Source organism: Pseudomonas sp., from assembly GCF_049301935.1.
Classification (GTDB): domain Bacteria; phylum Pseudomonadota; class Gammaproteobacteria; order Pseudomonadales; family Pseudomonadaceae; genus Aquipseudomonas.
In genome coordinates, this window is the sequence record NZ_JBAQLP010000053.1 from 30,902 (window position 1) to 48,609 (window position 17,708).

Sequence of the window (17,708 nt, forward strand, 5' to 3'; positions counted from 1 at the left end):
TTGCCTGTTGTCCTGCCTGACTGGTTGCCATGCGCGCCGTTGCAAGCCTGGCGCTTTGCGTGGTTAGCCGCCGCCGGGGTTGAACTGGCGGTGCTGCGCCTGGACCTGCTTGATCCACTGATCAGTGGCAATAAATGGTTCAAGCTTTCCGAACATCTTCGCGCCGCACAGGCCGGTGATGCCACTGGTGTGATCAGCCTGGGCGGCGCGCACTCCAATCACCTGCATGCCCTGGCTGCCGCCGGTAAACGCTTCAATTTCCAGACGGTCGGGCTTTTGCGCGGCCACCCGCAGCAGACGCCGACTGTAGTTGATCTGCAAGCCTTCGGTATGCAGCTGCACTGGCTCGGATACGCGGGCTACCGGGCTCGGCATGCGGCCGGTTTCTGGTTGCCCTGGCTGGCGCACTATCCGGGCTTTTATCCGCTGCCGGAGGGCGGTGGTGGCCTGCCGGGGGCACTGGGGTGCATGAGCCTGGTGCAGCAGGTTCGCCAGCAGCTGCCAAGCCTGGGTTGGAGCGATTACGACGCCTGGTGGCTGGCGGCAGGCACGGGCACCACCCTGGCTGGCCTGCTGTTAGGTGAGGCCGGCGCGCATCCGCTGCATGCGGCGCTGGCCGTGCCGGAGGACCATGGGGTTGAGCAACAGGTGCAGGCGATTGTCCAGGCGGCCGCTATGCCCGTTGGGCGATATCAGCTGCATGCAGCCAGCCGTGGTGGGTTTGCCAAGGTGGACGGCGAGTTGCTTGAGTTTATGCAAGCGGCTGAAGCACACAGCGGCGTGCCGCTGGAACCGCTGTATACCGCCAAGGCCTTAATGGCGTTGCGCCAGCAGGTCGAGGCCGGTTACTTTGCTCGCGGCAGCCGCCTGGTATTTGTCCACACGGGTGGCTTGCAGGGCCGAGCTGCGGCCATCTGGCAGGCTGCCAAAGCATGCTCAGCCGATCAACCCGGCTACACTGAAGTTAACCAGCGGAGCCTGGACATTCCATGAACGAACCCCTTAACCCTGAACAGTTACGCAGCCTGACACCACTTAACGTGTTGTCCGAGCAGCAGTGGCGTGAGCTGCGTACACAACTGGTGCCACAGCCTTTGCTGGCCGGACAGTTGTTGTTTCGCCCGGGGGATCAGGCGCGCATGACCTATTACCTGCTGGCGGGCGAGTTGCTGCTGCAATCGGCCGATGGCCAGGAACAACGGGTGCAGGCCGGTAGCGAGGCCAGTTGTCATCCCTTGTCACCGAGCCTGCCGCGCCTGCATGAGGCGCGGGCGCTGAGCGATGCCAGTGTGTTGGCACTGGACACCGCGACCCTCAATCGCTTGCTCACCTGGCGCTTGGCCTACCAGGACCTGCTGCTGCAACTGGGGCAGACTCATGAGGATGTCGAGTGGTTGGAACGCCTGCTGGAAAACCCCCTGTTTGCCAAGGTGCCACCATCCAACGTGCGCGCCATGCTGGAGCGTTTGCAACGCATCGAGCTGGCCGCCGGTAGTACCGTGCTGCAGGAAGGCGATGTCGGTGACAGCTGCTATTTCCTGAAAAATGGCCGGGCCGAGGTGATCCGCGGTGCAGACAGTGCGCAGCAGGTGTTGGCCGAACTGGAGATCGGTGCCTGCTTCGGCGAAGAAGCCTTGCTGGCTGACAGCCCGCGCAATGCCACGGTGACCATGCTGGAAGATGGCGTGGTGCTGCGCCTGGATCGCCAGGACTTCTTCGCTTTGCTGAAAGCCCCGGTGGTCGATGAAGTATCGCTCGGCGAAGCCTCGCGTTTGCTCGCTGCGGGCGCGCAGTGGCTGGATGTGCGTCTACAGGAGGAATACGAGCGCTGCCATGCCCTGCAATCACTCAACATGCCGCTGCAACTGCTGCGCCTGAAGGCCCGCTTGCTGGATAAGACGCGCAGCTATCTGTGCTATTGCGACAGTGGCAAGCGCAGCAGCAGTGCGGTGTTTCTGCTTTCGCAGCTTGGTTACCGCGCCTATGCCCTGCGTGATGGGGTGGATGCCTTGCCGGCAGTGCAGCGTGATGCGCTGCTGTGTGAGAGTGGCTCGGGCTATCTGGCGCGCTCGGGCGGGCGTACCGAACGCAGTCGGTGAGCTAGCCGGGCGGTTGCGCTGGCCAGTGGTCATTGACCAGAAACACCCGTTCAGCCTCCAGCCAGCAGCGCTGTGGGCCTTCAGTCAGACGCACCAGCAACTGTGCGTTGGCATCGCTCGGCAGCGCGGCGAGCCATTGGCTGAACTGCGCGCGCGTCCACAGATGTTCTTCGTCAATCCGCGCCGACGCCAGCCAGGCGTGCCGGGCTAACGGTTGCCAATGACCTGGGTTGTGCATGGCAAAGCCCGGCCAGTCCGCGCGGTGCAGCCAGCGCCCACGCAGGTGGGTGGGATTGCCGTTCTGCGGTGCTGCATAAGCAGGTTGCTGCCAGGGATAAAACAGATAACCGCCCAGCCACAGCCCTGCTTGAGGTTGCTGAATACCCAGCTCAGTCAACCTGTGTTGGGCTTCTGGGCGTGCCGACAGCGGCAGCTGGTGCTGGCCCAGGTGTGCCAATTTGATATCCAGGCGGTCGTGGCTGCCTGGGCCGAGCCAATGTGCCAGCTCAACGCCGCTGCATTGCGGCTGACCGAGGTACAACTTGATCGCCAGTTCCAGGTGGTGCACGCCCTGATCATCCCTCAGCAGCATATCCAGCTCACCCAGGGTATGACCCTGCTGGCGGATGGGCAGGTTGGCTGCCAGCACCTCAATCCCGGGCGCTGCATGCAGGGCAAATTGCCAGAGGCGTTCGTAGTAAAGGCCCAGACGGCGTACCGAACTTTGGCTTAGCCACTGTTGCAGGGCATGGCTGTCGGCATCCAGGCTCATCAACCAATCGACCAATGCCTCAGGTTGCTGACTCCAGTCACTGGCTGTCAGTGGGTGGCGCTGTGGCCAGGATGTTTGGGTCAGCAGTGGCGGCGAAAGCAGTACCCAGGCCAAGTCGCGCACAGCGGGCTGGCTCAGCTGCGAGGGCAGGTCGATCAGTAAGGGGAAAGGCGTCATAGTGCGAGCATAGCGCTTAGCGCCTATTTTCGATCTGCTGCGCGTTGGTTCGGCGGGATTAAAAGCAGCTCGTAACCTCGTCAATAGGCTCTTAATCGCCGTGATAGCGGGTCAGCGGTTTGCCGCTGCACTGGGCTTTCGCCCATAATCCGATCCAGTGGATTTAGAGCCTGGCGGGAGCACCATGGAGCAATTTCGTAATATCGGCATCATCGGTCGGCTGGGCAGTACCCAGGTTCTCGACACTATTCGCCGGCTGAAGAAATTTCTGCTCGCTCGTCACCTGCACGTGATTCTTGAAGACACCATTGCCGAAGTGCTGCCAGGCCATGGTCTGCAGACCTCGTCACGGAAGATTCTCGGTGAGGTCTGCGACCTGGTGATCGTAGTCGGCGGTGATGGCAGCATGCTCGGTGCAGCCCGTGCGTTGGCGCGGCATAAGGTGCCGGTGTTGGGGGTCAACCGTGGCAGCCTGGGCTTTCTCACCGATATTCGCCCCGATGAGCTGGAAGTGAAGGTGGCGCAGGTGCTCGAAGGGCATTACCTGACCGAGAACCGCTTTCTGCTGGAAGCCGAGGTACGGCGCAACGGTGAGGCAATCGGTCAGGGCGATGCCCTCAACGATGTGGTGCTGCATCCGGGCAAGTCGACCAAGATGATCGAGTTCGAGTTGTATATCGACGGTCAGTTCGTGTGCAGCCAGAAGGCCGACGGTCTGATCGTCGCCACCCCGACCGGCTCAACCGCCTATGCGTTGTCCGCCGGCGGGCCGATCATGCACCCCAAGCTGGATGCCATCGTGATCGTGCCGATGTACCCGCATACGCTGTCCAGTCGGCCGATTGTGGTGGATGCCAACAGCGAGCTGAAGATCGTCGTGTCCAAGGACCTGCAGATTTACCCGCTGATTTCCTGTGACGGGCAGAACCACTTCACCTGCGCCCCTGGCGACACCATCACGGTGGCGAAAAGGCCGCAGAAGCTGCGCCTGATTCACCCGTTGGATCATAACTATTACGAAGTCTGCCGCAACAAGTTGGGTTGGGGTAGCCGGCTCGGCGGGGGGGATTGATGCACCTTGATCCTGACCGTGGTTACGATCTGATTGGCGATATCCATGGCTGTGCGAAAACCCTGGAGCATCTGCTGAGCACCCTGGGTTATCGCCAGCAGGCCGGTGTGTGGCGTCATCCACAGCGTATGGCGATTTTCCTCGGTGATCTGGTCGACCGTGGCCCGCATATCCGCGAGGCACTGCATCTGGTGCACGATATGGTCGTGGCCGGTCAGGCGCTGTGCATTATGGGCAATCATGAGTTCAACGCCCTGGCCTGGCATACCCCGGTGGCCCCTGGTAAAGGTCGGCAGTTCGTCCGTGAGCACACGCCGCGGCATGCGCGGCTGATCAAGGAAACTCTGGAGCAGTTCGAGGCCCATCCGGCGGAGTGGCGCGAGTTTCTTGACTGGTTCTACGCGCTGCCGCTGTTTCTTGATGCCGGACGTTTCCGCGTGGTGCACGCCTGCTGGGACGACAACCTGATCGAGCCGCTGCGGGCGCAGTTTGCTGATGGCTGCATTGATGAGCATTTTCTCCAGGCGGCTGCCGTGCCTGGCAGCTTTGCCAATACCGCGCTGGATCGCCTGCTGCGTGGCACCGATATGCGCCTGCCGCACGGCATGACCCTGACCAGCGACGATGGCTTTACCCGCGCACACTTTCGCACCAAGTTCTGGGAGGAAGACCCGCACACCTACGGCGATATAGTCTTCCAGCCCGATGCTCTACCGGAACTGGCGGCGCAGATGCCGCTCAGCGAGATGCAGAAAACCGAATTGCTGAAATACCCGGCCGATCAGCCGTTGTTGTTTGTCGGTCACTACTGGCGCAGCGGTAAGCCCGCGCCGATTCGCAGCAACCTGGCCTGTCTGGATTACAGCGCCGTATTGAACGGCAAACTGGTGGCGTATCGGCTCGACCAGGAAAAGCGCCTGGAGGCCCGCAAGTTTGTCTGGGTCGATGTTGAGCGCTCGGAGGCAAGGCCATGAGTGCCGTAGCGGCAATGCGCCTGCCCGAACAGGTCGATTTGAGCGGCTTTATCAGTTTGCTGCAGCGCTTGCAGGTGCCGCACCGGGTCGCCGAGGAGGCGGGCGAGCAGGTGCTCTGGGTGCCCGGCGAACAGCTGGCCGAGCAGGTGCGCGAACTCTATGGGCGCTACCCACAGGGCGATGCCGAGGTGTTGCTTGAGCCGTCAGCGGCTTCTGCGGATGCCGCTCCGGGGTTTGTGCAGCAGCTGAAAGCCAGTCCTATGACGGTTGTTGTTCTGTTGCTGAGCTTTATCGCAGCGGCAATCACCTTGCTCGGCGATAACCTGACGACAGTAAGCTGGCTGAGTTTTGTCGACTACCGCGTACAAGGCGATTACCTCTACTTCAGTTACCTTAACGACACACTGGCCAGCGGTCAGTGGTGGCGGCTGCTGACGCCGATGTTGATTCATTTCGGCATCCTCCATCTGGCGATGAATACCCTGTGGTACTGGGAGCTGGGACGACGGATCGAGGCGCGTCAGGGTGCCCTGATGCTTTTCGGGCTGACCCTGCTGTTCAGTCTGGCGGCCAATTTCGCCCAGTACCTGCATGTCGGTCCCTCGCTGTTTGGCGGCCTGTCCGGGGTGCTGTATGGCCTGCTCGGGCATTGTTGGATCTTTCAGCGCCTGGCGCCGACTGCCGCCTATCGCCTGCCGCCGGGCGTATTGGTGATGATGCTGGCCTGGTTGCTGATCTGCATGACCGGCATTTTCGAGTTGCTGCAATTCGGCGCTATTGCCAACGCGGCGCATGTCGGCGGCCTGCTGGCCGGTTGCCTGAGCGGGTTGGTCGGCGGCGTGCTGGCGCGTCGGCGACACAGTTAGTTCTTCTACAGGCTGGTAAACTGCCATTTTGCATTTGGAGGCGCGTATGTCGTCCTTTCTCGAAGCGATTGAAAACATCACCCCGGAGATCTACCAGAGCCTCAAGCTGGCGGTGGAAATCGGTAAATGGCCCGATGGCCGCAAGCTGAGCCAGGAGCAGAAGGAACTGACCCTGCAGGCGCTGATCGCCTGGGAAATCCACAACCTGCCGGAAGATCAGCGCATCGGCTATATGGGCCCGCAGGAGTGCAGCAGCAAATCCGAGCCGGTGCCCAACCTGTTGTTCAAAACCTCGGAAACCCTGCACTGATGAGTGAGCTGGCCCGTGGTGCCCTGAGCAAAATGGCGGTGCAGCTGGATGCGCCGGTGCAATACAGCTTTCGCCTGGGCGATGAGCTGCTGGCGGTCAACCCGCTGATCGGCAAGAGCCTGCGCCTGGAGTTTCTCGGCGCCATCCACTGCAGCCATTGCGGGCGCAAGACCAAGAGCAGCTACAGTCAGGGCTATTGCTACCCCTGCATGCAGAAGCTGGCGCAGTGCGATATCTGCATCATGAGCCCGGAGAAGTGCCATTACGATCAGGGCACCTGCCGCGAGCCGAGCTGGGGCGAGCAGTTCTGCATGACCGATCATGTGGTCTACCTGGCCAACTCCAGCGGGGTGAAGGTCGGCATTACCCGCGCCAGCCAGATTCCCACACGCTGGATCGACCAGGGCGCGACCCAGGCGCTGCCGATTCTGCGGGTGGCCACACGCCAGCAGTCCGGCTTTGTCGAAGACCTGCTGCGTAGCCAGGTGGCGGATAAAACCAACTGGCGCGCGCTGCTCAAGGGTGATGCCGCACCGGTCGACCTGCTCACTGTGCGCGATCAGCTGTTCGACAGCTGCAGCAGCGGCCTCACCGAGTTGCAACAACGCTTTGGTATCCAGGCCATTCAGCCGCTCAGCGATCAGTCTGTGGTGCAGATTGCTTACCCGATTGAGGCCTACCCGGCCAAGATCACCAGCTTCAACCTGGACAAGAACCCGCTGGCCGAGGGCACGTTGCTGGGCATCAAGGGCCAGTACCTGATGTTCGATACCGGCGTGATCAATATCCGCAAGTACACCGCTTACCAGCTGGCCGTTCACGAACTGGCCGCCTGAGTTACCTATTCGCCCGGCGCCCGCGCGCCGCAGACAAAGGGCCACAAGCCATGCGCACCGAACAGCCGAAGATGATCTACCTCAAGGACTACCAGGTTCCGGATTATCTGATCGATGAAACGCACCTGACCTTCGAGTTGTTCGAGGACCACAGCCTGGTGCATGCGCAACTGGTGATGCGCCGCAACCCGGCGGCCGGCAGCGGCCTGCCGCCGCTGGTGCTGGACGGTCAGCAGCTGGAACTGCTCAGCGTGGCCCTCGACGACCGCGAGCTGAGCGCCACCGACTACCAACTGACGGACAGCCACCTGACCGTGCAGCCCACGAGCACCAGCTTCGTGATCGACAGCAGCGTACGCATCCACCCGGAAAGCAATACCGCGCTGGAGGGCCTGTACAAATCCGGCGGCATGTTCTGTACCCAGTGCGAGGCCGAGGGTTTCCGCAAGATTACCTATTACCTCGACCGCCCGGACGTGATGAGCAAGTTCACCACCACCCTCAGCGCGGCGCAGCATGACTACCCGGTGCTGCTGTCCAACGGCAATCCGATTGCCAGCGGCCAGGAGGAAGGCGGTCGGCACTGGGCAACCTGGGAAGACCCCTTTATGAAGCCGGCTTACCTGTTCGCCCTGGTCGCCGGTGACCTCTGGTGTGTGGAAGACAGCTTCACCACCATGAGCCAGCGTGAAGTGGCGCTGCGCATCTATGTCGAGCCGGAAAACATCGACAAATGCCAGCACGCCATGGACAGCCTGAAAAAATCCATGAAGTGGGACGAGGAGGTGTACGGCCGCGAGTACGACCTGGACATCTTTATGATCGTTGCGGTCAACGACTTCAATATGGGCGCCATGGAAAACAAGGGCCTGAATATCTTCAACTCCAGCTGCGTACTGGCCAAGGCCGAAACCGCCACCGATGCCGCCCACCAGCGCGTGGAAGCGGTAGTGGCCCACGAATACTTCCACAACTGGTCGGGCAACCGCGTGACCTGCCGCGACTGGTTCCAGCTGTCGTTGAAAGAAGGCTTTACCGTATTCCGCGATGCCGAGTTCAGCGCCGACATGCATTCGCGCACGGTCAAACGCATCGAGGACGTGGCCTACCTGCGCACCCACCAGTTCGCCGAAGATGCCGGCCCCATGGCCCACCCGGTACGCCCGGATGCCTTTATGGAAATCTCCAACTTCTACACCCTGACGGTGTACGAGAAGGGCTCGGAAGTGGTGCGCATGATCCGCACCCTGGTCGGCGCCGAGGGCTTCCGCAAAGGCAGTGATTTGTACTTCGCCCGCCACGACGGTCAGGCGGTGACCTGTGACGACTTTATCCGCGCGATGGAAGAGGCCAATGGCATCGACCTGAGCCAGTTCAAACGCTGGTACAGCCAGGCTGGCACGCCGCGTCTGGACGTCACTGAAAGCTACGACGCGGCAGCCAACAGTTACCGCCTGCACTTTCGCCAGAGCTGCCCAGCCACACCAGGGCAGGCCGAGAAACAGCCGTTTGTTATTCCTGTAGAGCTGGCCTTGCTCGATGCTCAGGGCCTTGAACTGCCGCTGCAACTGGTCGGCGAAGATGCTGCGGGCGGGCTTTCCCGCGTGTTGCAGGTGAGCGAAGCCGAGCAGGCGTTCACCTTTGTCAATCTGGCGGAAAAGCCGCTGCCGTCCTTGCTGCGCGGCTTCTCCGCGCCGGTCAAGCTGAGCTTCCCTTACAGCCGTGATCAGTTGATGTTCCTTATGCAGCACGACAGCGATGGCTTCAACCGCTGGGAGGCGGGGCAGCAATTGTCGGTGCAGGTGCTGCAGGAGTTGATTGGCCAACATCAGCGTGGCGAGCCGTTGGCCCTGGATCAGCGCCTGGTCGAGGCCTGCCGTACGCTGCTGGCCGATGACTCGCTGGATCAGGCCATGGTCGCCGAAATGCTCTCGCTGCCTGGCGAGGCTTATCTGACGGAAATCAGCGCAGTGGCCGATGTCGAAGCCATCCACGCCGCCCGTGAGTTTGCCCGTAAGCAGCTGGCCGATGCGCTGTTCGATCTGCTGTGGCAGCGTTACCAGCGCAACCGCGCGGTTTCCCGTGCCAGCGCCTATGTGGCCGAGGCCGAGCACTTCGCCCGGCGCAGCCTGCAGAACATTGCGTTGTCCTACCTGATGCTCAGCGGCAAGGCCGAGGTGTTGGCGGTCTGCCTGGAGCAGTTCGATAACGCCGACAATATGACCGAGCAGCTGGCGGCGTTGGCGGTGCTGGTCAATTCGCCGTTCGAGACCGAGAAGGCCGCTGCCCTGGCTAGCTTCGCCGATTTCTTCAAGGACAACCCACTGGTCATGGATCAGTGGTTCAGCGTACAGGCCGCTTGCGCCTTGCCTGGCGCGCTGCAGCGCGTTGAGCAGCTGATGCAGCACCCGGCCTTTACCTTAAAGAATCCGAACAAGGTGCGTGCCTTGATTGGTGCCTTTGCTGGGCAGAACCTGCTGGGCTTCCACCAGGCCGATGGCAGCGGTTACCGCTTCCTCGCCGATCAGGTGATTACCCTGAATGCCCTGAACCCACAGATCGCTTCGCGCTTGCTGGCGCCGCTGACTCGCTGGGCCAAATACGGCAACACCCGCCAGGCACAGATGAAAGCGCAATTGCAGCGCATCCTGGTCTCGGGTGAACTGTCCAGCGACGTCTATGAAGTGGTCAGCAAGAGCCTGGCTGGTTAATGGGTGGGCGGTAACGCGGTGGAGTACTACCGCCCCCTCACATAGAGTATTGGGTAGTTTTTTGAACAGCCTGCTAATACTTAAGACCGAGCCTACTGACCTATGTGCAATGCATAGGGTGGTAAATGCCTCGCCTGGCTATTGCCTCTGCTCGAAAGTGTTACCCGGTTTATTCGGGTAACGCTTTGAGTGTTACTCGGCTGATTCTGCGTAAAGTTTAAGCCGTGCCAGTTGAGCGACTGGACTTGACCTTGCCTGATTGTTTTGAACTAACAGGGTGCTCTATTCTGCGGGTGGTAGCGGATTGCGCCAGATGCTAGGACAAAAAAAGATAAAAACAGCATTGTTACCTTTTACCGGGTATGCGAATGGCTGGTCACAATATGGTGGTTTGGTTTTTATAGTGGGCTGAGTGATTTTTTATATATTCGTTTGAATTGGCACCATGGTTGCAGTGACAGAGTCAGATTCAGCGCCCGGCGGCGCGCTTGTGGCTGAATGACGAGTGCTGTTTTTGGAATAAGCCCTCAATCAACCCTTAAAGTTGCCGTCTGCTGTGGCTTAGCTGTATGCCAGTGCATGGGCATGCCAAATAAAAAATAGTTGTCCACGGAGTAAAGTCTCAATGGGAATTAAATACCGTAACCCTTTACTGGGCTTTGCGCCGGCTGCTGCCGGTTTTACCCTGGCTGGTATTCTGCCTTTGCTATTCGCGATTCAAGCTCAAGCTGTAGAGTTCAGCTTCGCTGCTGATGAAATCAGCGGCTCAATCGATACTACCGTGTCTTATGGCCAGCTCTGGCGTGTCCAGGGTCGCGACAAGACCAAGAATGACATAAATACCAATGACGGTAATCGCAATTTCGATACTGGTCTGGTATCAGAAGTGTTCAAGCTCACCACTGACTTGGAAGTGACCTACCAGAACTATGGGGCGTTTATTCGCGGCAGTGCTTTCTATGACACCCAGATTATGGATAAGCGCAACGACTATCTGAGCAATAACAATCCGTCTCAGCCAAATCAGCATCCGCCGCGGCCGAATAGTTTCACCTATGACACTCGCCACGCGGCCGGTCGCAATGCAGAAATTCTCGATGCTTATGTTTATGGCAATTGGGATGTGGCCGATATGCCGGTGACGGCGCGTGTGGGCCGCCAGGTATTCAACTGGGGCGAAGGCTTGTTCTACCGTGGCGGTATCAACACTACCAATCCTGTCGATGCCGGTAAATTCCGCCTGCCGGGGGCTGAGCTGAAAGAGGTGCTGGTTCCGGTTGAAGCATTTAACTTAAATATTGGGTTGAGCGATAACCTCTCGATGGAAGCCTTCTACCAGTGGAACTGGAAAGAAACGACCATTGACCCGGTTGGTACTTTCTTCTCGGAAACCGATCTGTTCGCAGAGGGTGGTCGTACTGCCTACACAACAGTCGCTGCGCTCAGTAGCCCTACGTTCCAGTCGCTTTACCCGGCTCTGGCCAACAGTAATTTCGCTGGGCTGCAGGGTACTGAATACCTGGACGCTAATGGTGTGTTCAAGGTTGCTCGCATCGCTTCGGATATCAATGCCAAAAATGACGGTCAGTTTGGCATTTCGTTTCGCTACATTGCTGAAGCGCTAAACGCTACTGAGTTCGGATTCTTTTTCGTTAATTACCATTCTAAAGAACCAACCATATATGCAGACCTGAATCGCAGTTATGCAGGGTTGGACATTGATCAGCTCGCTGGGCTCGGTGGCTTTTCCAGCTACGACGACTTGGTTGCTGCCGATGCCCTTGGTAACTCGCTTGCTGAACAAGTTCTTGGCCTGGTTAACGGCGCATCGGCAGTCGATGTGGCGAATCAGGTTAATGCTCGCCGTGAGTATGCCGAAGATATTCGCATGTACGGCTTGAGTTTCAATACTACGATTGCTGAGGCGTCGGTATTCGGTGAGTTGTCTTATCGTCCGAATATGCCTGTTGGTATCGCTTCTACCAATGACCTTCTCGGCGATCTATTGGCTCAGGCGGCTCTGTTGGCCGACGGTCGTACCGTGAATATCGGTGGTCAGGATGTAGTGATTACCGATGAGATTCATAACGCTACCCGTGTCGAAGCGTTCAATACATCACTTGGCACTATCTACAATTTTGGTCCGATGTTGAATTTTGATTCGCTGTTTGGTGTGGCTGAATTGGCTTCTGAGCATGTTCGCGGTGATAGTCTGCAGTTTACTGCATATGACGGTACGAACCGTTACTATGCCGGCCGTGCAAATGGCTCTTATGTATCTGGCTATGGCCGCGATGACCAAATCAATAAAAACGCTTATGGCTACACCCTGGTTCTTTCCGGCACCTGGAACGATGTCTATGCCGGGGTGAATCTGTCACCGTTCGCGGTGTACAAGCATGATGTTGAAGGCAATTCGCATCAAACTGGTAACTTTATTGAGGGGCGTCAGGCGTATACCCTGGGTATGCGTGCGAGTTACCTGAACAGTCTCGAGGCTGAAGTTCAGTACACCGAATTTTATGGCGCGGGGCAGAACAACTCGGGGACAGATCGCGACAATATCGGTCTGAACGTCAAGTATTCCTTCTAAACATAACTGGAACATATCGAGTGCCTGCGGACACTCGGTGGCTGACTTATTTCACGGAGAATCAAGATGCTGAACACGCATACGCTGATGGGGGCTGCCATTGCGCTGGCACTGTCCGCTGGCAGCGCGCTGGCTGCAGTTGCGCCTACGGAAGCGGCCAAGTTGGGCGCCAGTCTCACCCCGTTCGGTGCCGAGCAAGCCGCCAACGCGGCTGGTACCATTCCTGAGTGGCGCGGTGGTATCACTCAGGCGCCGGCGGCTTATAAGACCCCGGGCCAGCACCATCCGGATCCATTTGCTGATGACAAGCCGCTGTTTACCATCACCAAGGCCAATCTGGATCAGTACCAGGACAACCTGACCCCAGGTCAGATTGCCCTGTTCAATACCTACCCGAACAGCTACCAGATGCCGGTCTACCAGACCCGTCGCTCCGGTTCTGCGCCGCAGTGGGTGTATGACAACAGCATCAAGAACGCCAGCACGGCCAAGCTGCTCGACGGCGGAAACGGCTTCTCCGACGCCTACGGCGGCATCCCGTTCCCGATTCCGCAAAATGGTGTGGAGGCGCTGTGGAACCATATCGCCCGCTACCGCGGTACTTACATCGTGCGCCGCGCTTCGGAAGTGGCCGTGCAGCGTAACGGCAGCTACTCGCTGGTGACTTCGCAGCAGGAAGCCCTGTTCAAGTTCTACAACCCGAAAGGCACTGCCGCCGACCTGAACAACATCATGTTCTACTACCTGTCCTTCACCAAGAGCCCGGCGCGTCTGGCGGGTGGTGCGGTGCTGGTGCACGAAACCCTGGATCAGGTCAAAGAGCCGCGTCAGGCCTGGGGCTACAACGCCGGTCAGCGTCGCGTACGGCGTGCGCCGAACCTGGCCTATGACACGCCGATCGCTGCCGCTGACGGCCTGCGCACTGCAGACGACACCGACATGATCAACGGCTCGCCAGACCGTTATGACTGGAAGCTGGTGGGCAAGAAGGAAATCTACATTCCTTACAACAGCTATAAGGTCTCCAGCCCTGAGGTTAAGTACGAGGACCTGCTGCAGGTCGGTCACTTGAACCCGGCCTTCACCCGCAACGAGCTGCACCGCGTGTGGGTCGTTGAGGGCACGCTGAAGTCTGACGCTCGCCATATCTACTCCAAGCGCACCCTGTTCCTCGACGAGGACAGCTGGCAAGCCGCAGTGGTTGACCAGTACGACGGTCGTGGCGAGCTGTGGCGCGTTTCGATCGCTTACCTGAAGAACTACTACGACCTGCCGACCACCTGGTCCGCGCTGGATAGCTTCCATGATCTGCAGGCCCGTCGTTACCATGTGCAGAACCTGGATAACGAAGAATCCAGCACCATCGATTTCAGCCAGGCTGTGCCGGTTGACGGTTACTTCAAGCCGGCTGCGCTGCGTCGCCGTGGTACGCGTTAATTCACGTGTGGCTTGAGCAAAAGGCCGCTACTGTTGTAGCGGCCTTTTGCTATTTGTCAGTCAAACAGGGCATGGTAGGCGGCGGGTTTAACAAAACATAACGTCGTGCCGATTGTCAGGCCTTTTGAAAGCTCAGTAGGATAGGCGCACTGCTATAAGGGTAGTGCTATCTATAAGAATAAGGGGGAAGGTATATGAGTGAGCCCGTCATGCGGCGCACCCAGGCCGGTCGTGTTGAGGGAACGTCCCGCGCACCGGCGCTCCGCGTCCACTCACCGATAGCCAAAGCGCTGTCGCTGTGCAGTGTGCTATCCGTGCTGATGTTTAGCAGTGTGCCATTGCAGGCTGCCAGCGATGACGCCAGTCATTACTCGGTCAGCTCTGCCAAAGCTCATCAAAGTCTGCTGCTGGATGTTGCCAGCCTGGGCAAACGCCTGGTCACCGTCGGTGATCGTGGACATATCCTCTACTCCGATGACAACGGCGCAAGCTGGGTTCAGGCCAAGGTGCCGACCAAGCAGATGCTCACGGCCGTGTTCTTTATCGACGACAGCCATGGTTGGGCTGTGGGTCATGACGCGCAGATTCTCGCCAGCAGCGATGGCGGCGCCACCTGGGTCAAGCAGTTCGAAGACCTTGAGCGTGAAGCGCCGCTGCTGGATGTATGGTTCAAGGACCGCAACAACGGTTATGCCGTCGGTGCCTACGGTGCACTGTTGGAAACCACCGACGGTGGCGCTAACTGGGCAGATGTCAGCGAGCGCATGAGCAACGAAGACGCCTTCCACCTCAATGCCATTGTCGAAGTCAAAGACTCTGGCCTGTTTATTGTCGGTGAGCAGGGTGCGATGTTCCGTTCCGCTGACTGGGGACAGACCTGGGAAACCCTGGAAGGCCCTTACGAGGGCTCCCTATTTGGTGCCCTGGGCACTGATGAAGCCGGTACGTTGCTGGTCTATGGCCTGCGTGGGCATCTGTTCCGTTCGGCAGACTTCGGTACGACCTGGCAGGCGATCAGCCTAAACACGCCCAACAATGGTCCTCTGGAATTTGGTCTGGCTGACGGCAATCGTTTGCCCGACGGTTCCATTGTGGTGGTTGGGCATGGCGGTACCGTACTTAAGAGTACCGACAACGGCCGCAATTTCAGTGTGACCAATCGTGCCGATCGGCTTTCGCTGGCAGGCGTTGCAGCAATGGAAAACGGCAATCTGATTCTGGTAGGGCAGGGCGGCGTTCACGCTGCTGCGCCTACTGGCGCCGATCTGGGCCAACAACAATAAGCCGGGAGCCTTTGCATGAGTAAGCATCAACAACAACCTGCCTCCTTCCTGGAGCGGTTGATCTTCAACAATCGCCCGGCCGTGATTCTGCTGTGCCTGTTGATCAGTCTGTTTCTGTTCTTCCAGGCGGCGCAGGTGCGTCCGCAAACCAGTTTCGAGAAGATGATTCCGCTGGGGCATCCGTATATTCAGAAGATGCTCGAACACCGCAATGACCTGGCGAACCTAGGCAACACCGTGCGTATCTCGGTGGAAGCGGTGGATGGCGATATCTTCAGCAAGGAATACATGGAGACGCTGCGTCAGATCAACGACGAAGCCTTTTATATTCCGGGGGTCGACCGTTCCGGCCTGAAGTCGCTGTGGAGCCCAAGCGTACGCTGGACCGAAGTGACTGAAGAAGGTTTTGCCGGCGGTGAAGTGATTCCGCAAACCTACGACGGTTCTTCCGAAAGCCTCGAAGAGCTGCGCAGCAACATCCTCAAATCCGGGCAGATTGGCCGTCTGGTGGCCAACAACTTCAAGTCGAGCATCGTCGATTTGCCGTTGCTGGAGACCTATGCCGACCCCAACGATCAGAGCAAGCAGATCCCGCTGGATTATCAGAAGTTCTCCCACGAGCTGGAAGAGAAGATCCGCGAGAAGTACCAGGCGCAGAACCCCAACGTCAAAATCCATATCATTGGCTTCGCCAAGAAAGTCGGCGACCTGATCGATGGTCTGATGGGCGTGGCGCTGTTCTTTGCCGTGGCAATTGCCATCACCTTCGTGCTGTTGCTGTGGTTCACCCACTGCTTCAAGAGCACCCTGGCAGTGGTGCTGACCACCTTGATCGCGGTGGTTTGGCAGCTGGGCTTGCTGCACACCCTGGGCTTCGGGCTCGATCCGTACTCGATGCTGGTACCGTTTCTGGTCTTCGCCATCGGTATTTCCCACGGAGTGCAGAAGATCAACGGCATTGCCATGGCTTCGGGGGAGGCGACCGATTCGCTGTCCGCCGCGCGCATGGCCTTCCGTCAGTTGTTTATTCCAGGTCTGGTGGCGCTGCTGTCGGATGCCGTGGGTTTTATCACCCTGCTGCTGATCGATATCGGCGTGATCCGTGAGCTGGCCATCGGCGCATCCATGGGTGTGGCGGTGATCATTCTGACCAACCTGATTCTGCTGCCGGTGATGATTTCCTATGTCGGTATCAGCAAGAAGGCGGTGAAGATCAGCCGCGAAGAAGCCGACAAGGAGCATCCGTTCTGGCGCTTTATCTCCAACTGTGCGCACCCGATGGTCGCCCCGATTTCCGTGGTGGTTGCGGTCGCGGCACTGGCGGGCGGCGTGTGGTACGGGCAGAACCTGAAGATCGGTGACCTCGATCAGGGCGCGCCTGAGCTGCATCCGGATTCGCGCTACAACCTGGATAACGATTTCGTCATCCGCAACTACTCCACCAGCTCCGATGTACTGGTGATCATGGTCAAGACGGCGGCTGAAGGCTGCTCGACTTACCCGACGCTGTCGGCCATGGATGAGTTGATGTGGAAGATGGAGAACACCGAAGGCGTGCAGTCGGCCATTTCCATGGTCACCGTGTCGCGTCAGGTGATCAAGGGCATGAACGAGGGCAACCTGAAATGGGAAACCCTGTCGCGTAACCAGGACGTGCTGAACAACTCCATTGCCCGGGCCGACGGCCTGTACAACGGCGATTGCTCGGTGGCGCCGCTGCTGGTGTTCCTCACTGACCACAAGGCGGAAACCCTGTCGCGTGCGGTCAAAGTGGCCGAAGACTTTGCCAAGGAAAACAACAAGGACGGCCTGGAGTTCATCCTGGCAGCCGGTAACGCGGGTATCGAAGCGGCTACCAACGAAGTGATCGCCAAGTCCGAGACCACCATGCTGCTGGCGGTGTATGCCGCAGTCGGCATCATGTGTCTGCTGACCTTCCGTTCCTTCGCGGCGACGCTGTGCGTAATGCTGCCGCTGGTACTGACATCGGTACTGGGTAACGCCCTGATGGCCTTTATGGGCATCGGCGTGAAGGTGGCGACTCTGCCGGTAATCGCCCTGGGTGTGGGTATCGGTGTCGACTACGGCATTTATATCTACAGCCGCTTGGAGACCTATCTGCGTCAGGGTATGTCGCTGCAGGACGCCTACTACGAGACCCTCAAGTCGACCGGTAAAGCGGTACTGTTCACCGGCGTCTGCCTGGCAATCGGCGTAGCCACTTGGATCTTCTCGGCGATCAAGTTCCAGGCCGACATGGGCCTGATGCTGACCTTTATGTTCCTCTGGAACATGATCGGCGCGATCTGGCTGCTGCCTGCACTGGCCCGCTTCCTGATCAACCCGGAGAAGCTGCGTAACAAGGGCTAAGCCTGATACGCAGTAGCCACACGAAAAACCGCGGCCCTTGGGTCGCGGTTTTTTATTGCATATTGATTTGCTCTGCAGCGGGCTTTTGTAGGAGCGGGCTTACCCGCGAATTGCGTAAGACTTCAACAGCTTTGCCGACAAGTCCGCTCTTACGTGGCTGACGTGTAACCCATTGTTCGGGGTAAAGCGCTAACCGCTTGGTGGGTTA

General features: G+C 58.9%; 13 protein-coding genes. 12 read left to right on the top strand and 1 reads right to left on the bottom strand.

Features of this window, described 5'->3' with window-relative positions; all coding sequences use genetic code 11:
• Both WA145_RS07040 and WA145_RS07045 read left to right on the top strand, forming a co-directional pair.
• Positions 1–993, top strand: coding sequence for a 1-aminocyclopropane-1-carboxylate deaminase/D-cysteine desulfhydrase (locus WA145_RS07040; RefSeq protein WP_422580883.1), 993 nt, complete (start codon positions 1–3; stop codon positions 991–993).
• A complete protein-coding gene (locus WA145_RS07045; RefSeq protein ID WP_422580884.1) occupies positions 990–2,099 on the top strand; it encodes a cyclic nucleotide-binding domain-containing protein in 1,110 nt (369 codons plus the stop codon). Before WA145_RS07040 ends, WA145_RS07045 begins: the two co-directional genes overlap by 4 nt.
• A 1-nt stretch (position 2,100) precedes the next feature.
• Here WA145_RS07045 and WA145_RS07050 read toward each other — a convergent pair whose 3' ends face one another.
• Positions 2,101–3,048: a DUF1853 family protein gene (locus WA145_RS07050; RefSeq protein ID WP_422580885.1), complete on the bottom strand. Its 948-nt coding sequence runs from the start codon at positions 3,046–3,048 to the stop codon at positions 2,101–2,103.
• A gap of 184 nt (positions 3,049–3,232) precedes the next feature.
• Between WA145_RS07050 and WA145_RS07055 the strand changes: the two genes are divergently transcribed.
• The 10 genes from WA145_RS07055 to WA145_RS07100 all read left to right on the top strand — a co-directional run bounded on the left by WA145_RS07055 (position 3,233) and on the right by WA145_RS07100 (position 17,500).
• A complete protein-coding gene (locus tag WA145_RS07055; RefSeq protein WP_422580886.1) occupies positions 3,233–4,120 on the top strand; it encodes an NAD(+) kinase in 888 nt (295 codons plus the stop codon).
• The gene (locus tag WA145_RS07060; RefSeq protein ID WP_422580887.1) at positions 4,120–5,094 is read left to right on the top strand and encodes a metallophosphoesterase; all 975 of its coding nucleotides are present in this window, start codon (positions 4,120–4,122) and stop codon (positions 5,092–5,094) included. Before WA145_RS07055 ends, WA145_RS07060 begins: the two co-directional genes overlap by 1 nt.
• The gene (locus WA145_RS07065) at positions 5,091–5,960 is read left to right on the top strand and encodes a rhomboid family intramembrane serine protease (RefSeq protein ID WP_422580888.1); all 870 of its coding nucleotides are present in this window, start codon (positions 5,091–5,093) and stop codon (positions 5,958–5,960) included. The genes WA145_RS07060 and WA145_RS07065 overlap by 4 nt, the downstream gene beginning before the upstream one ends.
• A gap of 46 nt (positions 5,961–6,006) precedes the next feature.
• Positions 6,007–6,270, top strand: a complete 264-nt coding sequence (locus WA145_RS07070; protein ID WP_422580889.1) for a YeaC family protein — start codon at positions 6,007–6,009, stop codon at positions 6,268–6,270.
• A complete protein-coding gene (locus WA145_RS07075; protein WP_422580890.1) occupies positions 6,270–7,106 on the top strand; it encodes a DUF2797 domain-containing protein in 837 nt (278 codons plus the stop codon). The genes WA145_RS07070 and WA145_RS07075 overlap by 1 nt, the downstream gene beginning before the upstream one ends.
• Positions 7,107–7,156: 50 nt before the next feature.
• Entirely contained in the window at positions 7,157–9,817 is a 2,661-nt protein-coding gene (gene pepN, locus WA145_RS07080; protein WP_422580891.1) for an aminopeptidase N, read from the top strand.
• A 625-nt stretch (positions 9,818–10,442) separates the two neighbouring features.
• Positions 10,443–12,410, top strand: coding sequence for a DUF1302 domain-containing protein (locus WA145_RS07085; protein ID WP_422580892.1), 1,968 nt, complete (start codon positions 10,443–10,445; stop codon positions 12,408–12,410).
• A 66-nt stretch (positions 12,411–12,476) separates the two neighbouring features.
• On the top strand, positions 12,477–13,847 hold the full coding sequence (locus WA145_RS07090) for a DUF1329 domain-containing protein (protein ID WP_422580893.1): 1,371 nt from the start codon (positions 12,477–12,479) through the stop codon (positions 13,845–13,847).
• 194 nt (positions 13,848–14,041) lie between these two features.
• Positions 14,042–15,130, top strand: a complete 1,089-nt coding sequence (locus WA145_RS07095; RefSeq protein WP_422580894.1) for a WD40/YVTN/BNR-like repeat-containing protein — start codon at positions 14,042–14,044, stop codon at positions 15,128–15,130.
• Between the two features lie 15 nt (positions 15,131–15,145).
• On the top strand, positions 15,146–17,500 hold the full coding sequence (locus tag WA145_RS07100; RefSeq protein ID WP_422580895.1) for an efflux RND transporter permease subunit: 2,355 nt from the start codon (positions 15,146–15,148) through the stop codon (positions 17,498–17,500).
• The last annotated feature ends 208 nt before the right edge of the window (positions 17,501–17,708 follow it).